The 21,151-nt window shown below is 49.2% G+C and carries 24 protein-coding genes and 1 pseudogene; 22 read left to right on the top strand and 3 right to left on the bottom strand.

Annotated elements, in window-relative coordinates; translation table 11 throughout:
* The first annotated feature begins 42 nt into the window (after positions 1–42).
* The 11 genes from AC5LIL_RS10820 (at position 43) to AC5LIL_RS10770 (ending at position 12,208) form a co-directional block, all read left to right on the top strand.
* A complete protein-coding gene (locus tag AC5LIL_RS10820; RefSeq protein WP_074037640.1) occupies positions 43–1,308 on the top strand; it encodes an extracellular solute-binding protein in 1,266 nt (421 codons plus the stop codon).
* Between the two features lie 105 nt (positions 1,309–1,413).
* The gene (locus tag AC5LIL_RS10815; protein ID WP_074032667.1) at positions 1,414–2,766 is read left to right on the top strand and encodes a sugar ABC transporter permease; all 1,353 of its coding nucleotides are present in this window, start codon (positions 1,414–1,416) and stop codon (positions 2,764–2,766) included.
* Position 2,767: 1 nt separating this feature from the next.
* Complete coding sequence (locus AC5LIL_RS10810) at positions 2,768–3,601, top strand: sugar ABC transporter permease (RefSeq protein WP_074037639.1); 834 nt, start codon at positions 2,768–2,770, stop codon at positions 3,599–3,601.
* Positions 3,602–3,624: 23 nt separating this feature from the next.
* A complete protein-coding gene (locus tag AC5LIL_RS10805; RefSeq protein ID WP_499824129.1) occupies positions 3,625–5,127 on the top strand; it encodes an alpha-amylase family glycosyl hydrolase in 1,503 nt (500 codons plus the stop codon).
* Between the two features lie 54 nt (positions 5,128–5,181).
* Positions 5,182–6,225, top strand: coding sequence for a LacI family DNA-binding transcriptional regulator (locus tag AC5LIL_RS10800; RefSeq protein ID WP_499824128.1), 1,044 nt, complete (start codon positions 5,182–5,184; stop codon positions 6,223–6,225).
* A gap of 234 nt (positions 6,226–6,459) precedes the next feature.
* Positions 6,460–7,401, top strand: coding sequence for a YsnF/AvaK domain-containing protein (locus AC5LIL_RS10795; RefSeq protein ID WP_214685863.1), 942 nt, complete (start codon positions 6,460–6,462; stop codon positions 7,399–7,401).
* A gap of 87 nt (positions 7,402–7,488) precedes the next feature.
* Complete coding sequence (locus AC5LIL_RS10790) at positions 7,489–8,298, top strand: YsnF/AvaK domain-containing protein (RefSeq protein WP_499824127.1); 810 nt, start codon at positions 7,489–7,491, stop codon at positions 8,296–8,298.
* A complete protein-coding gene (locus AC5LIL_RS10785; RefSeq protein ID WP_275531718.1) occupies positions 8,295–8,420 on the top strand; it encodes a hypothetical protein in 126 nt (41 codons plus the stop codon). The genes AC5LIL_RS10790 and AC5LIL_RS10785 overlap by 4 nt, the downstream gene beginning before the upstream one ends.
* A gap of 34 nt (positions 8,421–8,454) precedes the next feature.
* Positions 8,455–8,700 carry a hypothetical protein gene (locus tag AC5LIL_RS10780; RefSeq protein WP_499824126.1) on the top strand — a complete coding sequence of 82 codons (246 nt, stop codon included), beginning with the start codon at positions 8,455–8,457 and terminating at the stop codon, positions 8,698–8,700.
* Between the two features lie 215 nt (positions 8,701–8,915).
* Positions 8,916–11,213: a glycoside hydrolase family 65 protein gene (locus tag AC5LIL_RS10775; protein ID WP_499824125.1), complete on the top strand. Its 2,298-nt coding sequence runs from the start codon at positions 8,916–8,918 to the stop codon at positions 11,211–11,213.
* Positions 11,214–11,359: 146 nt separating this feature from the next.
* Positions 11,360–12,208 carry a YitT family protein gene (locus AC5LIL_RS10770; protein ID WP_074032674.1) on the top strand — a complete coding sequence of 283 codons (849 nt, stop codon included), beginning with the start codon at positions 11,360–11,362 and terminating at the stop codon, positions 12,206–12,208.
* A 50-nt stretch (positions 12,209–12,258) separates the two neighbouring features.
* Here AC5LIL_RS10770 and AC5LIL_RS10765 read toward each other — a convergent pair whose 3' ends face one another.
* Entirely contained in the window at positions 12,259–13,071 is an 813-nt protein-coding gene (locus AC5LIL_RS10765; protein WP_499824123.1) for a Cof-type HAD-IIB family hydrolase, read from the bottom strand.
* A 162-nt stretch (positions 13,072–13,233) separates the two neighbouring features.
* Between AC5LIL_RS10765 and AC5LIL_RS10760 the strand changes: the two genes are divergently transcribed.
* The 11 genes from AC5LIL_RS10760 to AC5LIL_RS10710 all read left to right on the top strand — a co-directional run bounded on the left by AC5LIL_RS10760 (position 13,234) and on the right by AC5LIL_RS10710 (position 19,981).
* On the top strand, positions 13,234–13,428 hold the full coding sequence (locus tag AC5LIL_RS10760; protein WP_074032676.1) for a YjzD family protein: 195 nt from the start codon (positions 13,234–13,236) through the stop codon (positions 13,426–13,428).
* A gap of 75 nt (positions 13,429–13,503) precedes the next feature.
* Positions 13,504–13,926 carry a thioredoxin family protein gene (locus AC5LIL_RS10755; protein WP_499824121.1) on the top strand — a complete coding sequence of 141 codons (423 nt, stop codon included), beginning with the start codon at positions 13,504–13,506 and terminating at the stop codon, positions 13,924–13,926.
* Positions 13,923–14,702, top strand: coding sequence for a phosphatidylserine decarboxylase (locus AC5LIL_RS10750; protein ID WP_499824119.1), 780 nt, complete (start codon positions 13,923–13,925; stop codon positions 14,700–14,702). The genes AC5LIL_RS10755 and AC5LIL_RS10750 overlap by 4 nt, the downstream gene beginning before the upstream one ends.
* A 125-nt stretch (positions 14,703–14,827) precedes the next feature.
* Positions 14,828–15,454 (top strand): YqeG family HAD IIIA-type phosphatase, encoded by a 627-nt coding sequence (locus tag AC5LIL_RS10745; RefSeq protein WP_274663891.1) that lies wholly within the window; start codon positions 14,828–14,830, stop codon positions 15,452–15,454.
* A 133-nt stretch (positions 15,455–15,587) separates the two neighbouring features.
* On the top strand, positions 15,588–16,700 hold the full coding sequence (yqeH, locus tag AC5LIL_RS10740) for a ribosome biogenesis GTPase YqeH (RefSeq protein ID WP_015880995.1): 1,113 nt from the start codon (positions 15,588–15,590) through the stop codon (positions 16,698–16,700).
* Positions 16,697–17,482 (top strand): shikimate dehydrogenase, encoded by a 786-nt coding sequence (aroE, locus tag AC5LIL_RS10735; protein WP_499824118.1) that lies wholly within the window; start codon positions 16,697–16,699, stop codon positions 17,480–17,482. The genes yqeH and aroE overlap by 4 nt, the downstream gene beginning before the upstream one ends.
* Before the next feature lie 6 nt (positions 17,483–17,488).
* On the top strand, positions 17,489–17,785 hold the full coding sequence (yhbY, locus tag AC5LIL_RS10730) for a ribosome assembly RNA-binding protein YhbY (protein ID WP_074032681.1): 297 nt from the start codon (positions 17,489–17,491) through the stop codon (positions 17,783–17,785).
* Positions 17,782–18,351 carry a nicotinate-nucleotide adenylyltransferase gene (locus AC5LIL_RS10725; protein WP_214785366.1) on the top strand — a complete coding sequence of 190 codons (570 nt, stop codon included), beginning with the start codon at positions 17,782–17,784 and terminating at the stop codon, positions 18,349–18,351. The genes yhbY and AC5LIL_RS10725 overlap by 4 nt, the downstream gene beginning before the upstream one ends.
* Positions 18,341–18,898, top strand: a complete 558-nt coding sequence (gene yqeK / locus AC5LIL_RS10720) for a bis(5'-nucleosyl)-tetraphosphatase (symmetrical) YqeK (protein ID WP_214785365.1) — start codon at positions 18,341–18,343, stop codon at positions 18,896–18,898. Before AC5LIL_RS10725 ends, yqeK begins: the two co-directional genes overlap by 11 nt.
* Positions 18,899–18,908: 10 nt before the next feature.
* Positions 18,909–19,256: a ribosome silencing factor gene (gene rsfS, locus AC5LIL_RS10715; RefSeq protein ID WP_074032684.1), complete on the top strand. Its 348-nt coding sequence runs from the start codon at positions 18,909–18,911 to the stop codon at positions 19,254–19,256.
* Positions 19,256–19,981, top strand: coding sequence for a class I SAM-dependent DNA methyltransferase (locus tag AC5LIL_RS10710; RefSeq protein WP_214785364.1), 726 nt, complete (start codon positions 19,256–19,258; stop codon positions 19,979–19,981). The genes rsfS and AC5LIL_RS10710 overlap by 1 nt, the downstream gene beginning before the upstream one ends.
* Before the next feature lie 42 nt (positions 19,982–20,023).
* On the opposite strand, the gene AC5LIL_RS10705 is transcribed toward AC5LIL_RS10710, so the two are convergent.
* Together AC5LIL_RS10705 and AC5LIL_RS10700 are read right to left on the bottom strand one after the other, a co-directional pair.
* Entirely contained in the window at positions 20,024–20,572 is a 549-nt protein-coding gene (locus AC5LIL_RS10705) for a GrpB family protein (RefSeq protein WP_214785363.1), read from the bottom strand.
* A gap of 101 nt (positions 20,573–20,673) precedes the next feature.
* A pseudogene (locus AC5LIL_RS10700) lies at positions 20,674–21,085 on the bottom strand (VOC family protein).
* Positions 21,086–21,151: the final 66 nt, after the last annotated feature.

Here is a 21,151-nt window from a genome sequence, read left to right as displayed (position 1 = left end):
CGCAAATCTGACCATACTATTTCCTTGGGGAGGTTTTTCATCATGAAGATGAAAAAAATGGTAGCAGGACTTTCAACAGCAGTATTCGCATTCGGTGCACTTGCTGCATGTGGTGGCGGAACAGACAACGGATCTTCTAACGAAGGTGGTTCTTCAAGCGAGAACAAACCTGAAAAGATCGTCATCTGGGAAGACATCGAAAAGTCTGAAACAACGAAAGAAGTTGCGAAGGCGTTCGAAGAAGAGCATGGCGTAAAAGTTGAAGTCGTCGAAGTACAGATGACAGACCAAAAAGACAAGCTTGCGCTTGACGGTCCAGCTGGAAAAGGTCCAGACATCGTTCTCGTACCGCACGACCAAATCGGTACAATCGCTGACCAAGGTCACTTGGCTCCAATCGCTGACGAAGGATCACTTGACGCATTCACAGACGCTGCGAAATCAGCTGTCATGTTCGATGGTCAAGCTTATGGATATCCAAAATCAGTTGAGACACCAGTTCTCATGTACAACAAAGATTTGATGGCTGAAGCTCCAGCATCAATGGACGACCTCTACAAGTTGTCAAACGATGTGAAAGCTGACGGCGAGTACGGATTCCTCGCACTTTGGGATAACTTCTACTTCGCACACGGTGTTGTCGCTGGATTCGGCGGATACGTGTTCAAAGAAGACGGTGGCGCACTCGACCCAGCTGATATCGGTTTGAACAACGAAGGCGCAGTTGAAGGATTCGAATACATCGGCAAATGGTACGAAGAAGGCCTCTTCCCTAAAGGATTGATCGGTGAGTCTGGCGGCCAAGCGATGGACCAACTCTTCACTGAGAAGAAAGCACATTCAGTCATGAACGGACCATGGGCTGTAGCTGGTTACACAGATGCAGGCGTAAACCTCGGAGCGGCTCCAATGCCAACACTTCCGAACGGTGAGCCAATCAAGACGTTCATGGGTGTGAAAACATATGCCCTTTCAGCTTACACAGAAAACCAAGAGTGGGCTGAAATGTTCCTTCAAGAGTTGACGAACGAAGAAAACGCATTGGCAATGTTTGAAGCATACAACGAGATCCCACCAGTAGCAGCACTCGAGTCGAACGAAACAATCACGTCGAACGAAGTTGCGAAAGCGGTATTCGACCAAGCGACAAACGCAATCCCAATGCCGAACATTCCTGAAATGGGACAAGTTTGGGAGCCAATGGCACAAGCACTTCAGCTTGTAGCGACTGGTAAACAAGATGCACAAAAATCTGCAGACGATGCAGTGAAAGTCATCGAGCAACAAATCCAAGCAAACAACCAATAAGGAATTGAAATGACGGGGTGCGCCACATGGCGTTCCCCCTCATTTTCTAGCATTGAGCAAACGTTTGCTTGATTGATTTGCTCAAATCGAAAGGAGAAACTGAGGATGGCTGCAATTGCGAACCCTAAAACACCGGACCAACGCCCGGACAAGCCTACAAATCATGCTCGGAACGCGGGACTACTTTCCATCATTCCGGGACTCGGACAGTTATATAACAAACAATACGCGAAGGCGGTAGCGTTCTTTATCGTCGTCGTATCTTATTTTGCCGTAAACTATGATCTATTTTTCAAAGGGGCGGGCGCCGGACCAGGTGACCGTGGAGGACTTTGGGGATTGATCACGCTTGGTGAAGTGCCAGGACCTCGTAACGACCACTCCATCTTCTTGATGGTCGAGGGGATTGTCGCGTTAATTTTACTTTTCTTCGGAATCGCGTTCTATGTTTGGAACATTCGTGACGCCTATCGTGTCGGTCGCGCTCGTGATCAGCATCTAAACCTTCCATCGTTCCAAATGCAACTTCGCAACTTGCGTGACCATGGATTCCCATACTTAATGTTAATCCCATCACTCATTTTGTTAGTGTTTACCGTTATTCTTCCATTGATCTTTACGTTCTTGATCGCCTTCACGAACTATCGCTATAACAACGCACCACCAGCGAAACTCGTCGAATGGGTCGGATTCGAGAACTTCACGCGTATTTTTGAAATCGATATCTTCCGTGACACGTTCGTCGGCGTACTCGGCTGGACGCTTGTCTGGACGGTCGCTTCAACGACAGGTGTTATCGCAATCGGGATCTTCCTTGCGGTACTCTTGAACCAAGAAGGTCTTCGTTTCCGTCGCTTGTTCCGCTCAATCTTGATTCTTTCTTGGGCAGTTCCAGCATTCATCACGATCTTGATCTTCCGTTCGATGTTCAACGAATCGTTCGGGGTATTCAATACGACGATCTTGCCGGCACTCGGTCTTGACCCAGTCAACTGGATGACCGATCCGACGGCGACACGAACAGCACTCGTTCTCATTCAATGGTGGCTCGGATTCCCGTTCATCATGACGCTTATGACAGGTGTCCTTCAGTCGATTCCTGGTGACTTATATGAAGCAGCAACGATTGACGGAGCAACCATCTTTGATAAGTTCCGTTTGATCACATTGCCGATGCTCTTGTTCGCAACTGCACCGATCTTGATCACGCAGTTCACGTTCAACTTCAATAACTTCAACATCATTTATCTCTTTAATGGCGGTGGCCCTGCTGTACCTGGACAAACGGCCGGCGGTACCGACATCTTGATTTCTTGGATTTACAAATTGTCTCTCGGTGCCAACCCGCAATACGGACTTGCGGCTGCGATCACACTCATCTTGTCATTCTTCATCATGACACTTGCCGTGATCCAGTTCCGTCGGACAAAATCTTTCAAAGACGAGGATATGATCTGATATGAAAAAACAAAAACGAATCAATTTGGCGATCTCGTATGTCATCTTGACGCTTGCGTCGATCATCATTCTCTATCCGATGCTTTGGGTTGTCGGTACATCATTCAACCCGGGGCGTACGATTACGTCAACAATTATTCCAGCTAACCCGACGTTTATTCACTATAAAAACTTGTTTGACCTAACGATTTCGGATTATAGTTTATGGTATGTGAACACGTTGAAAATCGCTTTCATCACGATGGCGCTCTCTGTCGTCTTGGTGACGATTACTGGTTACGTCTTCTCACGCTACCGTTTCGTCGGACGGAAGAACTCACTCGTCTTGTTCCTTGTCCTTCAAATGGTGCCACAGTTCGTTGCGATCATCGCGATTTATGTATTGCTCAACATGCTCAACCTTCTTGACACACATACAGCACTTATCTTGCTCTATGCAGGCGGTGCGATTCCGATGAACACGTACTTGGCGAAAGGGTACTTCGACACGATTCCAAAAGAACTTGACGAAGCTGCCCGCATGGATGGTGCAGGTCACCTCCGAATCTTCTGGCAAATCATCTTGCCACTTGCGAAGCCGATTGTCGCAACGATTGCTCTCTTTAACTTCATGGGACCATTCAACGACTTTATCTTGGCATCGCTCGTCCTTCGTTCACCAGAGAAACAAACATTGGCAGTTGGTCTTTACAACATGATCTCGAAACAGTTCGATAATAACTTCACGTTATTCGCGGCGGGTGCGGTTCTTTCAGCCCTTCCGATCGTCATCTTGTTCTTCATGTTCCAACGCTACTTCGTTTCTGGTCTTACAGCGGGTGGTACGAAAGGATAATACTCGTAAAAGGAGGAAGCGATATGAGGCGAGGCGTCGTGCTCGTGCTCCTGTCGCTTCTTTTGTTTCCGACAATCGTCGGTGCAAAGGAAGCTGCTACTTGGGAACAAGAACGCATGTATTTTATTATGGTCGACCGATTTGTTGACGGGAACCCGGACAACAATGAGCAAGTCGACAAAGATGATCCGAAAGCGTTTCATGGCGGAGACATCCGTGGGGTCATCGAAAAGCTCGATTATATCGAGTCACTCGGCTTCACATCGATTTGGTTGACACCCGTTTTTGAAAATATGCCGGACGGCTATCACGGGTATTGGATTAAGGATTTTTATAACATCGACCCGCAATTCGGGACGAAAGAAGATTTACAAGAACTTGTCGCGGAAGCACACAAGCGAGACATGAAAGTCATTCTCGACTTCGTCGTCAACCACGTCGGCCCGAACCATCCATGGGTGGAAGAAAAACCGGAATGGTTCCACGAACAGTTGCCGATCGTATTCTGGAAAGACCAGGAGCAGGTCGAGACGCACTGGTTATTCGACTTACCGGACTTTAAGACAGAAGACCCGGAAGTCAAATCGTATTTGATCGACGCGGCGAAGTACTGGATCGAAGAGACAGATATCGATGGTTACCGTCTCGACACGGTCCGTCACGTCGATAAAGCGTTCTGGAAAGACTTTGTCGAAGGTGTTCGGTCGGTCGACCCAGATTTTTACTTACTCGCTGAAGTATTTGACCCAGACCCACAATATGTCGCGCAATATGACGACCTTGGATTCAACAGCATCACGAACTTTACATTCTACGACCGGGTATCAAAAACGATGACGCAACAGCAGGCGAACGTCGATGAGATCGATGTTGCCGCAAGCTATGCCGAAACGTTCTTTAACGACCCGAATCAGATGGCGACGTTCCTCGATAACCATGATGTCGAACGGTTCATGCATATGGCTGAACTCGGCGGCGTGGAATCGGCGGAACGACGGTTACGTCTTGGGTTGTTCGCACTCTATGCGTCACCGGGTATGCCAATCGTCTTCCAAGGAACAGAAAATGCTCAGACAGGTGGAGCCGACCCGTCGAACCGTGTCATGACTGAATTCCCGGGAAATGAAGAGTTACACGAATACGTCGCAACGATGAACCGCATGCGTGAAGAGTATCCTGTGTTTGCGACAGGTGAACAGCGTATGATCGCATCGGAAGATGGAATGGCCGTCTTTGAACGTAAAGATGGGGATGACGTCGCGATATATGCGATCAACATGAACAGTGAGGATCGAGAGATTGAGATCGAGGTCAGTGAAATCGGGGAAGATACAAGACTTCGTGGTCTATTATTCTCACAACTGGTCACAAATCAACGCGGAACGTTTACAATTGAACTATCTGGCGAAAGTGCGAACGCTTACATTGTTGAGGAGTCATCGGTAAATCCGTGGATGATCGGGTTGATTGTTGTCACGATTCCGATTTTCTTGACAGGTTTGGTCATGTGGAAGCGCCGCAAATAAAGATATGACACGCCGAAAGGCACGAATTGAATTCACGGAAGCAGGGGGAACACCATGCAAATCACAATTAAAGATGTTGCGAAGCATGCGAACGTCGCGCCGTCGACGGTATCTCGCGTCATCGCCAACAGCCCAAGAATCAGTCAGAAGACAAAAGAACGAGTCAGAAGCTCGATGGAAGAGCTCGGTTACCATCCGAACATTCATGCGAGAAGTCTTGCCAACCGCTCGACACAGTCGATTGGTCTCGTCATGCCGAGCGCGGCAACAAAGACGCTTCAAAACCCATTCTTCCCAGAAGTGTTGCGAGGAATCAGTACGAAGGCGCATCAAAACGGTTATTCACTCTATATGACGACCGGTGTGACAGAGGAAGAGGTATTGTCGGGTGTGATCGAGATGGTACAGGGACGCCGTGTCGACGGTGTCATCGTCCTCTATTCACGCGAAGACGACCAAGTCGTCCAATATCTACGTCAGACGAAGTTTCCGTTCGTCGTGGTCGGGAAGCCGTTCGGGGACGCTTCTTCGATTACGTACGTCGATACGGACAACTATTTGGCCGGACGCGAAGTGACGAAGCATCTCTATAATCTAGGTCACCGACGCATCGCCTTCATCGGGGGATCGGACAAACTCGCCGTGACACAAGACCGCCGGAACGGATACGCGACGGCTCTCATGGAAGCGGGCATTCCGGTATGTGAGGACTATATCGCACGAGCCGAGTTCATGACGAAAGGTGGCGCAAAAGCCGTCCGTGAACTGCTTCAAAATGAAGAGCCACCGACTGCTGTCGTCGTCAGTGATGACATGATGGCACTCGGGGTCATCAGTACACTCAGCGAAATGGGACTCAAGATTCCTGAAGATGTGGCTGTCGTCAGTTTCAATAACGTCTATATCGCCGAACACTCGAACCCGCCGCTCACTTCGGTCGAGATCAACATTTTCGGTCTCGGCTTTGAGGCGACGAACTGTCTGATTGAACAAATTGGCGATAGCGCGCCGCCTTATGGGAAACGCGTCATTGTCCCCCATTATTTGGTCGTGCGCCAGTCGTGCGGTCAGAAAAAGAAAACCCAAATTGTCGAGTGATTTCAAACCTTCCGTGTCAGGCGGAAGGTTTTTTGTGTGCAATCTGGATGCATACGATAGAAGAAGAATCAATCGGTCAAAAGTCATAACGTTACAAACCGATTACAATTGTGAAAGAAACGATTGAAAGGCAGTTGCAAGGGAATATCCACATTACCGGCCGAATGGCAGATCATTACGTATCCGCCCAGCCTATAACCAAAAAAATAAAGAATTTGAAAGGGAGATACAATCATGGATAACAAACGTTATGTAGGCACTTACTATCAGGAGTCAGAGCTCGTGTCAAAAATTGATCAACTTCGCGCCGAGGGGCACCGCGAAGACGATTTATACGTCGTTGTAAAAGATAAGTCGAACCTTTCACTGGTTCGCGGCGAAACGGATGCAGAAGTAAAAGAAACGAAAGCATCGTGGCTCGATCGCTTCTTCGGAGTCGCAGACGGTGGAGACGAAGTCCGTCATACGTTCGATAAACTCGGCTTCTCGGAAGAAGAGACGGCACGTCATCACCAAGATATCGAGAACGGCGGTATGGTCCTCTTATTAGATACCGACAATGGCGTCTTCGATGACGGTCGCAACGACACGTTCGAAGGTGGTCGTACATCAGCTGGTTACGGATCTGAAGGGAATGAAGCGGGCAATATGACCGCACGTGATGTCGGGATGACTGGAGCTTCAAGTGCAGGCCTTACAAACGATCGCTTTAACGATATGGATGACGACATCCGAAATCGCACCGATTTGACCGATGAGCAAAAACTCGAGCTTCATGAAGAGCGTCTTCAAGTGAACAAAGAACGCGTGCAAACAGGAGAAGTTCGCGTCGAGAAAGACGTCGTTGAGCACGAAGAGCGCGTCGATGTCGAAGTCGAGCGCGACGAAGTATACGTCGAACGTCGCCGCGTCGATGGAGACCGTGAAGCGACTGGACATTCGTTCGATGCGACGAAGGACCGCGATGAGATTCGCGTACCGGTCACAGAAGAACGCGTCGACGTGACGAAGAAAGACGTCGTGGCCGAAGAAATCGTCGTCGGCAAAGAGAAAGTAAAAGATACAGAAACGGTACGTGAGACGTTGCGTAAAGAAGAGGCGCATATCGAAGGGGAAGATGACCTTCGCCATCGTGATGGCGATCATACGCGTCGTGACGACCGCGACCGTCTCTAATCGATTGTACAAGTACCTCGACAAGGATGGCTCTCTCTGAGGGACCATCCTTTTTTTCGCCAATTGACCAGAGGAGGAAGGAACGCCATGAAACAAGTGATTATTTCTGAAATATTTGATCAACCTGAGGCGCTGCTCAATCGAACGGTCGACTTGAAACGAGAAGGCTATAAAGAGGAAGATATGTATGTCCTCGTCAAACAGGCCGATGTGGCGGATGCCGTCCGTCGTCATTCGAACCTCTACGTCCTCGTCACTGATGAACCGGGTACGGTCGCTTCACTCGTTACATCGAGCGAGCGGCCAATCGAACGCTGGCTCAAAAGCATGCATTTGACGTCAGAGCAGCAAGACCGATTCGCGAAAGAAGTCGAACAAGGACGACTCTTCCTATACGTCGATGCGGACCGGAGCGAGCAACGTTTTGATGCCACGAGTCCGAAGACGGAACCGGTAGCAGAGACTGAAGAACAGACGCTCGCTTTGCACGAGGAACGGCTGACTGTCGAGAAACAAGCGGTCCAAACCGGAGAAGTCGTCATCAATCGCCACGTATCGGAGACCGAGCGAGAGATTGAAGTCCCGGTCCGGAGGGAACAGGTCCATGTGGAGCGGACGACAGGGTCGGAAGATGTGATTGAAGACTACGACTTCGATCAACCGGGTATCCGGACGATTGACGAAGGGGACCACTTACGGATTCAAGTCATCGAGGAACGGGCCTTCATCGTGAAGCGCCCAGTCGTCGTCGAAGAAATCATCGTCCGGAAACAAGTGACGGAAGACGTCAAAACGATGAACGAAACGCTCCGTAAGGAAGAAATCGAAGTGATCGAAGTCGGGCAAGCCGATGTCACGGTCGAAGACCATACAACGCGAAAGGATGAGACACGATGAGCAAACGTCGATTTGTAGACACATATCAAGAGGAAGCGGCACTCGTCGCCAAGATTGATCAGTTGACAGTTGACCGAAGAGGGGTACGACGAGAGCGATGTGTTCGTTGTCGCGAAAGATAAAGACGACGTCTCGCTCGTCTAACGAAATACTGACGTGAAAATCGAGGAAGCGAGCGCGAACTGGATGCAGAAGTTCTCTGGCGTCGCGGAAGGCGAAGAGGAAGTGAAGCGGGCCTTGCTCGACCTCGGTCTTGCTGACGACGACGTCAATCGGGCGTACGGGGATATTATGAACGGAGGTTACGCCTTCATCCTCGACGAACCGGACACAGGATTCAATGACGGGAACAACCCGGCCTTTGAAGGTCATGAGGCGTTCGGTGAAGAAAATCAAAGATGATGACCCGTTAAGACTGTCTCCGCGAGAGGCAGTCTTTTTGTTTAAAAAATGTGATGAAAAAAAGAAAGAAAAAGTTTTATGCAAACGATTGCATTCTCTCTTCAGTTGTGTAAAATGAAAGGTGAGATTAAATACAGCGCTTTCATAGACAAACGGTTGCATGAACTTGTTGTCCGTCGAAGGTAGCCTTGTAGAGAAAAAGGAGTGGCAGACAGATGAAACGATTGTTTGCAGTCGATGAATGGAAAGTAACAGAAGAAGGTCTTCACCCGAAAGAAAACCGTCTTGCTGAATCAATCACATCGCTCGGAAACGGGCATATGGGGATGCGAGGAAATTTCGAGGAAGATTACTCGAATGATACGCACCAGGGATTCTATGTGGCGGGCGTCTATTACCCGGACAAAACACGTGTCGGTTGGTGGAAGAACGGATATCCTGAATACTTTGCCAAAGTATTGAATGCGACAAACGTCATCGGTCTACGCGTCGCGATCAATGGAACACCTGTCGATTTGGCGAAATGGGACGTGAAAGACTTTACTCGCGAATTGGATATGCAGCGTGGTGTGCTCACACGGACGTTCACATTGATGAACGGCACAGAAGAGACAAAAGTGGAAGTCGTCCGTTTCTTCTCCATCGTCGATAAAGAAGTATTAGCGATTCGTTACAACGTCACACCGGTGAACTACGAAGCGAAAATCGAGTTCACGCCATACTTAGACGGCGATGTCGAGAATGAAGATTCGAACTACGATGAGAAGTTCTGGCTCCCGGTCGACCGTGGCATCGAAGAACGCTTCGGTTTCGTGACGACGAAGACGAAAAAACTCGATTGGCACGTTACGGCATCGATGATTGCGGACGTAGAAAGCGCTCGTTGTGAAGTGCTTGAAGCGACAGACCTCTTCGTGGCGAACAAATTCACGGTCAATGTGACTGCCGGTGAGACGGCGACAGCCTATAAATATGTATCTGTCGTGACGAACCGCGACCATGCGATTGAGGATCTTCAATCTGCAGGGATGAAACGCGTCGAAGCGGCATTTGAAAAAGGATTTGAGACGCTCCTCGCTGAACAGACGGAAGCGTGGCTCGCACGTTGGGAAGATGCGGACGTTCGAATCGATGGAGATATCGAAGCGCAACAAGGAATCCGTTTCAACATCTTCAACATGTATCAAACGTATACGGGCGAAGATTCTCGTCTCAACATCGGGCCAAAAGGGTTCACAGGTGAGAAGTACGGCGGTGCGACGTATTGGGATACGGAAGCTTATTGCCTCCACTTCTACTTGGCGACTGCTAAACCAGAGGTCTCGTGGAACTTGCTCAAATACCGTCACAATCAATTGCCACAAGCAAAAGAGAACGCTGTGAAGAATGTCGGTATGGAAGGTGCGCTTTACCCGATGGTCACGATGAACGGGGAAGAGTGTCATAACGAGTGGGAGATCACGCATGAAGAGATTCACCGGAACGGTGCAATCGCCCATGCGATCTTCAACTACACGAACTTCACAGGCGATAAGTCTTACCTTGGACAATACGGACTTGAAGTATTGGTCGAGATCTCGCGTTACTGGGCTAGCCGCGTCAACTTTGTGCCACACAAAGACGTGTATATGATCCTAGGCGTCACAGGTCCGAACGAATACGACAATAACGTCAACAACAACTGGTACACGAACTTGATTGCCGCGTGGACGCTCGAGTACACGCAAGAAGTGTATAACTACTTGAAAGAAGCAGAACCTGCACGTCTCGAAGAGCTCGTGTCGACACTTGGCATCACAGACGCTGAACTTGCGAAGTGGGCGGATATCCAAACAAAGATGTACTATCCAAAAGATGACCTCGTGCCAGATGTCTTCATGCAACAGGATGGCTTCATGGATAAAGAGCAGATTTTGGTGAAGGACCTCGATCCGAAACACCTTCCACTTAACCAAAACTGGTCGTGGGATCGCATCCTTCGCTCAAACTTCATCAAACAAGCGGACGTCCTACAAGGACTCTACACGTTCGGTGATCGCTTCACGCTTGAACAGAAACGTGCGAACTTCGATTTCTATGAGCCACGCACGGTTCATGAGTCGAGCTTGTCGCCATGTGTCTATTCGATCATTGCGGCAGAAGTCGGGTATGAGGACAAAGCGGTTGAACTGTATCAACGTTCAGCACGTCTTGACCTCGACAACTACAACAACGATACAGAAGATGGGTTGCACATCACATCGATGGTCGGCTCATGGATGTCCATCGTTCATGGTTTCGCAGGCATGCGCATCCAAGGGGATCACCTTTCGTTCAGCCCGATGATTCCGAAGGACTGGAACGGTTACTCGTTCAACATGCTCTGGCGTGGCCATCACTTGACGGTCACATCATCACGTGAACAAGTGACAATCCAACAAACAGGTGGTACAGATGTAACGCTTCACGTGTATGGAAATGCAGTAACGGTTCCTGCGAATGAATCGATTACAATTGAAACAGTGAAAGCGTGACCAATTGCTTCATACGAACAAGCCGACCTCGGTCGGCTTGTTTTTGTATGAAAAACTTATCGGATTTCCTGCATATTTGCTGTATGCAGCATGAATAATCTATGTTATCTTGATTCTTAGCTATTTTGAGAAAGGGGAGTTGAAGCTTGACGGAAGCCGTTAAAGAACATACACGAATCGGGGTTGTCTCGATCATCGGAGGATTGTTCGTTGCCTTATCCATGACATTATTTTTAATTCCAGCTGGCGTCTATTCGACAGGATTTACGGGTCTTGCCCAAATCTTGACAGCACTACTAGCTGGTACACCGTTTGAACTAGGGGAAGGGCTCTGGTTCTTTATTCTGAACGCACCACTGCTCGTCGTTAGTTATTTTATGCTCGGGCGGAATATGATGATCCATACGCTTGTCAGTGTCGCCTCGGTTACGTTGTTCATTCGTATGCTTCCGCAATCGCAGCTCCTCTCGGACGACCCGTTATTGAACGCAGTGTTCGGCGGTGTGCTTTTGGCGATCGGATCGGGGATTACGATTCGGTACGGTGCCTCGACGGGAGGCTTTGATATCGTCGCGTTGATTCTTGCGAAATTCACGAACAACTCGGTCGGTGTCTACCTCTTCTTGATGAACATGATGATCGCGCTCGCAGCAGGTGCCTTGTTCGGATGGCCGACAGCGCTCTATACGATCGTCTTCTTGTATGTGACATCAAAAGTCATCGATGAGATTTACACGAATACGCAGCGTCAGACGCTCTTTATTGTGACGAACCATCCAGATGAAGTCACGAAAGAATTGCATCAACACGTGTTCCGTGGCATCACGCTCATGCCGGCAATCGGCACGTACTCGAAAGTCGAGAAAGCAACGCTCATGATGGTCGCCCAACGACACGAGGTTCGTGAAATCACACGGATCTGTAAAGATGCGGACCCATCGGTTTGGATCAATATCTTGCCGACAGAGGACGTCGAAGGAACGTTCCGTCGCTAAAAAATAGACGAATTACAAAAAGCACCGACTTTTCTAGGTCGGTGCTTTCGTTATGACTTGATCCCAAGTCGTTCTTCTAGGAAAAGGGCAATCCCGTCATCCATGTTCGAAGCCGTCACTTCATTGGCCACGTTTTTCAGTTGGTCGATGGCATTCCCCATCGCGACACCTGTCCCGACATAGTCAAGCATCTCAAGGTCGTTCTCTTCGTCACCGAAGGCGATAATCTGCTTCCGGTCGATGTTCAAGTGCTTCGAGACTTCCTGGAGTCCGAGTGCCTTCGACGTGTTTTTGCTCATGACTTCAATCATGTGCTCCGGCATGCGCCATTGACGGTTCAATACGGCCTCGGCATGAAGGTCGTCGAGCTGCGAGCGGACGTGCGCCACATGGTCTTTTGTCGCGTGAATCAATAGTGACGTCGGCTCATCCTGCAAGTGCGTCAACAAGTTACCAGACGTGACGCTGAGCGCACGTTCTGCATACGGGCTGTAAAACTCTTGCGGGTCCTTTTGGAAATAAACGTGGTCGGTCACTTCGACGACGATGTTATGGGCTTTCGTATCGGCGACCTCTTCTATGATATCGTGTGCGGTCTTGAGGGGAATCGGTCGGTGTGTGACCGCATAATTCACATCTTTCGGGTGATGCACGAGGGCACCGTTGAAGTTGACGAGCGGAGTCGTCAATCCCATTTGCTCATAGTACATGATTGAATGGCGCTTTGGACGCCCTGTCGCGATCATGACTTCATGGCCAGCTTCACGTGCCGCTTGAAGGGCACGGAGATTTCGTTCACTAATGGTTTTATCATCTCTTAATAACGTTCCATCTAAATCAACTGCGATTAAATAACGTGACATCAGTCATCCTCTTTTCTTCACAATGATGTTTCTACGACCGTATCACATTTTTCGATTCGACGGAAAGAATATACAATCGAAGTCGCATATTCCATTCGAACAATGCTATACTAATGTCGTATGAATTTTTACGAATCATCTGTGAGATGGAGGGGACGTTCAATGCGTTATTTAGTGACATTGATCTGGGCGATTGTGCTCTCAAATACAGCGGTGTTTATCATTTCTGCTGTTGATGGTGTAGAGTTCAACGCGATGCTCGCGACAGGATTTGGCGTGGCCATCACAATCTTCGTTGCACTTCTCGATGTCTTAAACCAAGACATGGGAATCAGCGACGTTGCACAAGAGAAGTAAGCCGTCTACAATCAAACTGACTCGTGCATGAGTCAGTCTTTTTTCTTTATCCAACATAAGAGGAGGATCATGCATATGAAAAACCCTGAAAAACGCGCGAATTTTATCACGTTCGCCATCATCGGAGCGATTATCGTCATCGGAATCGGTCTGTTGTTCTTTTTAAACGGAGCCAATGAAGAAGAGGGCGTCAATGCCGTCACCGCAGACGAATTGCAGCAACAGTTAGACAAGGATGGCGAGGTTGTCGCTTACTTCTGGCAAACGGGCTGTGAATATTGTGAGCAAGTGAAACCGTATGTCGAACCACTCATCGAAGAATACGATGCGGTATCAATCAACTTGGCAGACCATAACGTATGGGAAACATACGGCATCAATGGGACGCCAACGATCATCCGATTCGAAGATGGAAAAGAAGTCGGTCGCATTGAAGGTGCGGTCTCTGAGCAACAATACGAAACATTCTTTAAAAATGAGGAGGCAAAAGAGGAATGAAGCGTCGTTTCTACCAAACGTTATTTGAGTTGAACGCCTCGCCTTGGATTGCCACACGCTTGAAGCGCTTTGCAGAATCAAGCGTGAGTCGCCACTTGATTCCTTCCTTTGCCAAAGTGTATGACATTGCAGTGGATGAAGCAGAACAACCGCTTCATGCCTATCCGTCGCTCCATGCGTTTTTCACACGTCATTTGAAACCGGGAGCCCGTACGATCGATGAGTCTTCCGAAACACTCGTCTCACCGTGTGACGGAAAGTTATCGGTCATCGAATCGATCTCAGAGGATAGCCGTTTTGAGGTGAAAGGACAGTCGTATACGCTTGCGGAGTTGCTCGGTTCTCAACAAGAGGCGAGACGTTACGCAGGTGGAACGGTCGTTGTCCTGTACCTCAGCCCGCGCGATTATCACCGCGTTCATACGCCTCTCTCGGGTCGCGTGCTCAGTCACTATGAACTTGGGGACCTCTCGGCACCCGTAAATGAGCTCGGATTGACGGAGACGGTGAGACCGCTCTCTCGCAACTACCGTCGTGTGACGCGCTTTGACAGTCCAGCTGGGACGTATGAGCATATCATGGTCGGTGCCTTGAACGTGAACACGATTGAGTGGACGCTCGAGGGCGATCAAGCGGAGAAAGGGCAAGAAGTCGGATACTTCTCATTCGGTTCGACGGTCGTGCTTTGTTTTGAGAAAGATGCGGTTCAAATGGACCATGGAAAAAGGGGTCCGGTTCGACTCGGTGAAGTCATCGGGACGATCAAAACCAACTAATTTTGTATCAATTTTCTTCCGACCGAACGATAGACTAGTCGTTTGGTCGGTTTTCGTTTACCATAGAAGGGATATCAATACTTGTATAAGTAGTTGAATCGTTTAGCTAATTGGAGGAATTTTACGTGTTTAATCGACTTTATCCGAAACAGTTCGTCGCGTCTGTGTTTGACATCGACTTACAAGAATTGAAAGACCGTGGGGTACGTGTCATTTTGACCGACCTTGATAATACACTCGTGGCGTGGGATGTTCCGCATGCGCCTGAGCTTTTATTGATGTGGCTTGAAAAAGTGAAATCATACGGTTTCGATGTGATTGTCGTATCAAATAATAACGAGAACCGTGTACGGACGTTTACGGAGCCGCTTGGTCTTCATTATGTCGCTCGTGCGAGAAAACCGTTACCATCAGGATTTAAAGCAGCACTTTCGAAATATGGCTATTCACCGAAGGAAGCCATTTTCTTAGGGGATCAGTTGTTTACGGACGTACTCGGTGCGAATATGGCCGGCATCCATGTCATCCACGTTCAACCTGTCGTTAAAACGGACGGGCTTGTCACGAAATTCAACCGGATGCTTGAGAAGGTTGTCTTTGCGCATATGAAGCGTCGCGGGAAGTATGTATTGATCACGAAAAAAGTGGAAGAGCTTGCTGTCGACGCGCAGCGGGCGAAAGTCGCGGTTGCTGAAAAAATCGGCGAAGCGATGCATCCACATTCCAAAGATTCACATAAAAAAGATGAATAAGACCTCGAACGCACAGGAAGAAGGAGGCTGCCCATGTACGGCGACCAAGGCGTCGGAATTAACGCTTCAGGAGTAGCAGCGAGGTGCTACGGCGAATGAAGAAGGGGAAACCTGAACGGCAGTAAGCACAACTATGGAAGAAACCAAACGATATTGCGCTGGGTGCGGCGTAGCCATCCAAACGGAAGACCCGAACGGGGTCGGCTATGCACCAAAATCAGCACTTGACCGAGAAATCGTCATTTGCCAACGTTGCTTCAAATTGAAGCATTACAACCAAGTTCAAGACGTCGAGTTGTCAGATGATGACTTCTTGCGCATCTTGAACGGCATCAGTTCAAAAGAAGCACTCGTCATCAAGATTGTCGATATTTTCGACTTCAATGGCAGCTGGCTCCCGGGACTACAACGCTCTGTCGGGTCGAACCCGGTCCTCTTGGTCGGGAACAAGGTGGACTTGTTGCCGAAATCCGTCAACCCGAACCGGATGGCGAACTGGATGAAGGCTGAAGCGAAAGAGCTCGGCTTGAACCCGATTGACGTTCACTTGATCAGTGCGAAAAAAGGACACGGCATCGATGAACTCGCGGAGAAGATCGAATATTACCGAAAAGGCAAAGACGTCTTTGTCGTCGGTTGTACGAACGTCGGGAAATCGACACTCATCAACCAGGTGATCAAGCGTTTCGGTGAAGAGGATGAAGCCATCATCACCGTCAGTCATTTCCCGGGAACGACGCTTGACTTGATCGACATCCCGCTTGATGATGATGCGAACTTGTACGATACACCAGGGATTATCAACCGTCATCAAATGGCGCATTACGTCGATGCAAAAGATTTGAAGACGATTACGCCGAAAAAAGAAATCAAACCACATGTGTTCCAATTAAACCCGCAACAGACGCTCTACTTTGGCGGTTTGGCACGCTTGGATTACTTGGAAGGCAATAAACGATCGTTCGTCATCTATATGTCGAACGAGTTGAAAGCACACCGTACAAAACTCGAACGCGCGGATGAGCTCTATGACCAGCATATTGGGAAAATGCTCAATCCCCCGAACGAGAAGACGCTCGAAATCTTACCACCACTCGTACGCCATGAATTCAGCTTACGAGACGGTGTGAAGACAGACATCGTGTTCAGTGGCCTCGGATGGGTCGCGATTCACGGTAAAGGCGGTCGCATTGCGGCTTGGGCTCCGAAAGGCGTCGCAGTCACGCTCCGCGAGGCGCTCGTATGAATCTGGCTGTCATCGGCCACCCGATTGCTCATTCGCTCTCTCCCCAGCTGCACGAGCAGTGGTTGAGGGCGTCTGGGCTTTTCGGGCGTTATGAGGCCATTGACGCCATGGCGAGCGACTTAGCTGCTTTGTTCGAAGCGATGCGGGGCGGAGAATGGGACGGATTCAACGTCACCATTCCGTATAAAGAAGCGGTCGTTCGTTACGTTGATGAACTCGACGAGGCAGCGAAACTTGCCGGTGCCGTCAACACGGTGTATAAGCGAGACGGACGCCTTGTCGGAACGAATACAGACGGTGCAGGGCTCGTCCAAGCACTGACACCGTTCACCGATTGGACAGGACAAGTCCTCGTCATCGGTGCGGGTGGGGCTGCGCGTGGAATCGTACAGGCACTACCGACGCGTCAGGTGACGATTGTCAATCGGACAGTCGAACGGGCAAAAGAACTCGCAGACGTGTTCGATGTCACGTACACGACGTTCGAAAAGGTCGACGTCTCGCAATATGAGGTCATCATTCAGACGACTTCTGTCGGCATGGACAAGAGCTCGACACCACTTTCATTAGAAGGACTACGACAAAACACGGTCGTTTGTGATATCATATATCGTCCACTTGTCACCCCGATGCTTCGTGAAGCGAAACATCGCGGGGCCGTCATTGTGACAGGGGTAGCCATGTTCGTCGGGCAAGGCGCGCTCTCGTTCGAAAAATGGACGGGCGTGAAACCGGACGAAACCATCGGAAAAAAGTTAATCGAAGGATTATTGGAGGAATAATATACTATGCTATCAGGTAAACAAAAACGCTTTTTACGCGCAGAAGCGCACCATCTCTCACCAATCTATCAAGTTGGGAAGAATGGGGTCAGCGAAGCGATGTGTAAAGATATCGTGGACGCACTCGAAAAACGCGAATTGATCAAAGTTCAAGTACTTCAAAACTGCATGGACACACCAAAAGACGTGGCCGGCGAATTATCAGAAGGTACAAAAGCTGAGGTTGTTCAAGTCATTGGTAAAGTCATCGTCTTATACAAAGAGGCGACTGAGAAAGAAAATCGCCAAATCAAACTCCCATGAGCCGCATCGGTTTGATGGGGGGCACGTTCGACCCGCCGCATCTCGGTCATCTGTTGATCGCCGAACAAGCTCGCGAACAACTTGAGCTCGATGAAGTCTGGTTTTTACCGGCTGCGATTCCGCCACACAAGGTCGGCTTCAGCTCGGCAGACCATCGAATCGAGATGACCCGCCGCGCCATTCAAGGTCAGTCAGAGTTCAAATTGAACCTGATTGAGTTTGAGCGGAGTGAGCCGTCCTATACGGTGGAGACGATGAAGCGGTTGATTGAACAGCATCCAGACGATACGTTCTATTTCTTGATCGGAGCGGATTCGCTCGTCGCACTCGAATCGTGGCACGACTATGAGACACTTATCCGTCTCGTTGCATTCGGTGCCGTCGCCCGTCCTGGGACGCGTTACTTGATTCCAGAGAAGGCGGACGTTCGTCCAATCGATATGCCGCAACTTGAGATTTCGTCCACCGATATTCGGGAGCGGGCGAAGCGAGGCAAATCCATCAAATATTTGGTCCCGGCGCTCGTCGAGACGTATGTGAAGGAGCATAAGCTGTATGACGTTTGAAGAAGCGCATGAGTTGATTAAACAGACGCTACCAGAAAAACGCTATATCCATACGCTCGGTGTCGTCGAGACGGCAGAGCGGATGGCGGTTCAGTACGGCGAGAACGTCGAAGAGGCTCGTCTAGCAGCAATGCTTCATGACTACGCCAAGTACTTTGACACGGAAGAGATGCGTCAAGTCGTCATCGAAGAGGGACTTGATTCAAGTCTTCTTGAGTACGGGGACGAATTGTTGCATGCGCCGGTCGGTGCGATCTTGCTTGCCCGTCGGTATGAACTCGAGGAAACCGTATTATCGGCGATTCGGAATCATACGACGGGAGAGCCTGGGATGTCTCGTCTCGATCAGATCCTGTTCGTGGCCGATGCCATCGAACCGAATCGGAATTATCCAGGGGTTGATCGCCTGCGAGTAGAGGCAGCGCATTCGCTCGAAGGGGCGGTTGTCGCGACACTGCGCCAAACGATTGAATTTTTATTGAAGAAGTCGGTGCGCATTTTTCCACTGACGATTGAAACGTATAATGATTTTGTGAATACACCTTAGGAGGGTCAATATGACTGCAAGAGAAGAATTAGAATTGATTGTTAAAGCGGCTGACGATAAACGTGCCGAGGAAATCGTTGTACTCGACATGGAAGGGATCTCGCCGATCGCGGATTACTTCGTCATCTGTCACGGGAACTCGGAGAAGCAAGTCGAAGCAATCGCACGTGAGATCAAAGATGTCGCTGGCGAAAACGACCTACCACTCCACAAGTTTGAAGGAATGGACACGGCACGTTGGGTACTCGCTGACCTCGAGAACGTCGTCGTCCACATCTTCCATCGTGACGACCGTGATTACTACAACCTAGAGAAATTGTGGGCTGACGCACCGCACGTCGAAGTGGAAGTCGGCTAATGGCATACGAAGGATTCGCCTATGTATACGACGAGTTAATGAAAGACGCGCCGTATGATGAGTGGGTCGCTTTCGTGCGTCGTCACGTCCAAGATGGCGCGACACTCGCGGATGTCGGATGTGGGACAGGATCGGCTACGATTCGCCTCGCCGAACATTACGATGTGATGGGGATCGACTTATCGGAGTCGATGCTCGAAGTCGCACAAGAAAAGGCACTCGAAGCAGAAATCGAGTTGCCACTTTGGGAACAAGATATGCGTGAGTTGGAGTTACCGGAACCGGTCGATGCCGTGACGATCCTCTGTGACTCACTCTGCTACCTGCGGGATGAGGCAGATGTGATCGACACGTTCGAATCTGTCTTCAACCAACTCAAACCGGGCGGGCTGTTCATCTTTGATGTCCATGCGCCGAATAAGATGCAGACGCTCTTCAACCAAAAGACGTACGCGTCAAACGGGGAAGATTGCTCGTATATCTGGTTTGCCGACCCGGGAGAGGCACCGCTCTCGGTCGTTCATGATTTGACGTTCTTCGTCGCGCTTGAAGACGGGACGTACGAACGGATCGAAGAGACGCATGAACAACGGACATATGAACCAGGGCAGTACATGCAATGGTTGATTGGTGCCGGGTTCCACGTCAAATCGGTCACTTCTGATTTCACCGAACATGCACCGGGAGCGGATGCCGAACGCATCTTCTTCGTTGCCCAAAAATAAGGAAGACCCCATCGTAGATTAGCGATGGGGTCTTCATCTGTATCAGGAGTTTAATACTCGATTTATAAATTCAGCTTTGGCTTCAGTATATTTTTCTCTGTCCTCACGAAATTCAGTCGCTAACTGCTTTTTTAGAAGCCCGTATTCCTTTGCGAGCAAAGGAGAGTCCCGTAACTTGTCTCGAAATTCAATTTGTTCTTCCCACCGTTTTGCTGTGCCTTTCATGAGATGCAAATGAGCAACTCGTTTATCATCTTTCACTTTCACAAAAAATCTGCGCCATGGCTTTCCATCCAATTCAGGTGGTACATAGTGCCAACCATATGCGGTTAAAGTATCAACAATCGCATTCATATTTACAAATGATTCGATTCGAATCATCACATCAATAATGGGTTTTGCAGGTAGACCGGGAACCGCTGTACTACCTATATGTTCTACTCCCTTAATATCAAATTTTGAAAGTACGTCAGACAACTCTCTTGTTTCACGTAGACCATATGTTTCCCATTGCATATTTGCATCTTCTATTTCAATCGCCTCATATGCCCAAACAGGAATAGTTAAGTGATCAGGATTCTCTTCTTTCATGAGTTTGATTCATCTCCTTGAAAGTACTTTCTATGGCGAAGCTAATCTTGAAACGAACAAAAGACCTCATCATAAAAATGTGTTTGAGGTCTTTTGGACGATCATGCTTCGTGGCTAAACTGCCATTGGACACCGAACTGATCTTCGAGCATACCATACGCTTTGCTCCAAAACGTCTCTTGAAGCGGCATCAAGACACGGCCGTTCACCGCTAGCGCTTCGAACTCGCGGTGGATGGCATCGAGGTCGTCCGTGACGACGGCGAGTGTGACGTTGTCCCCGAACGTGACCGGTCCGTCAGGCATCGCATCAGAAAACATGAGCGATGAGCCGTGAATCGATAGTCGGGTATGCAGCACGAGATTGGCCATTTCACTCGGCACCGGTTGACCGTCTGGACCAGGTTGGTCACCGAACGTCATGATGTCTGGAGCGGCATGGTTGAACGTCCGCATAGAAGTTTACGGCGTCGCGGCAATTCCCATTAAAGTTGAGATACGGATTGATCGGCATAGCAAGTTCCTCCTAGGATTCATAATATACATTGTAGAACGAATGTTCGTAAAAAACAAGTGAGTC

This window comes from Exiguobacterium sp. RM11, assembly GCF_059821525.1.
This window is presented reverse-complemented; position numbering and strand designations above follow the sequence as displayed.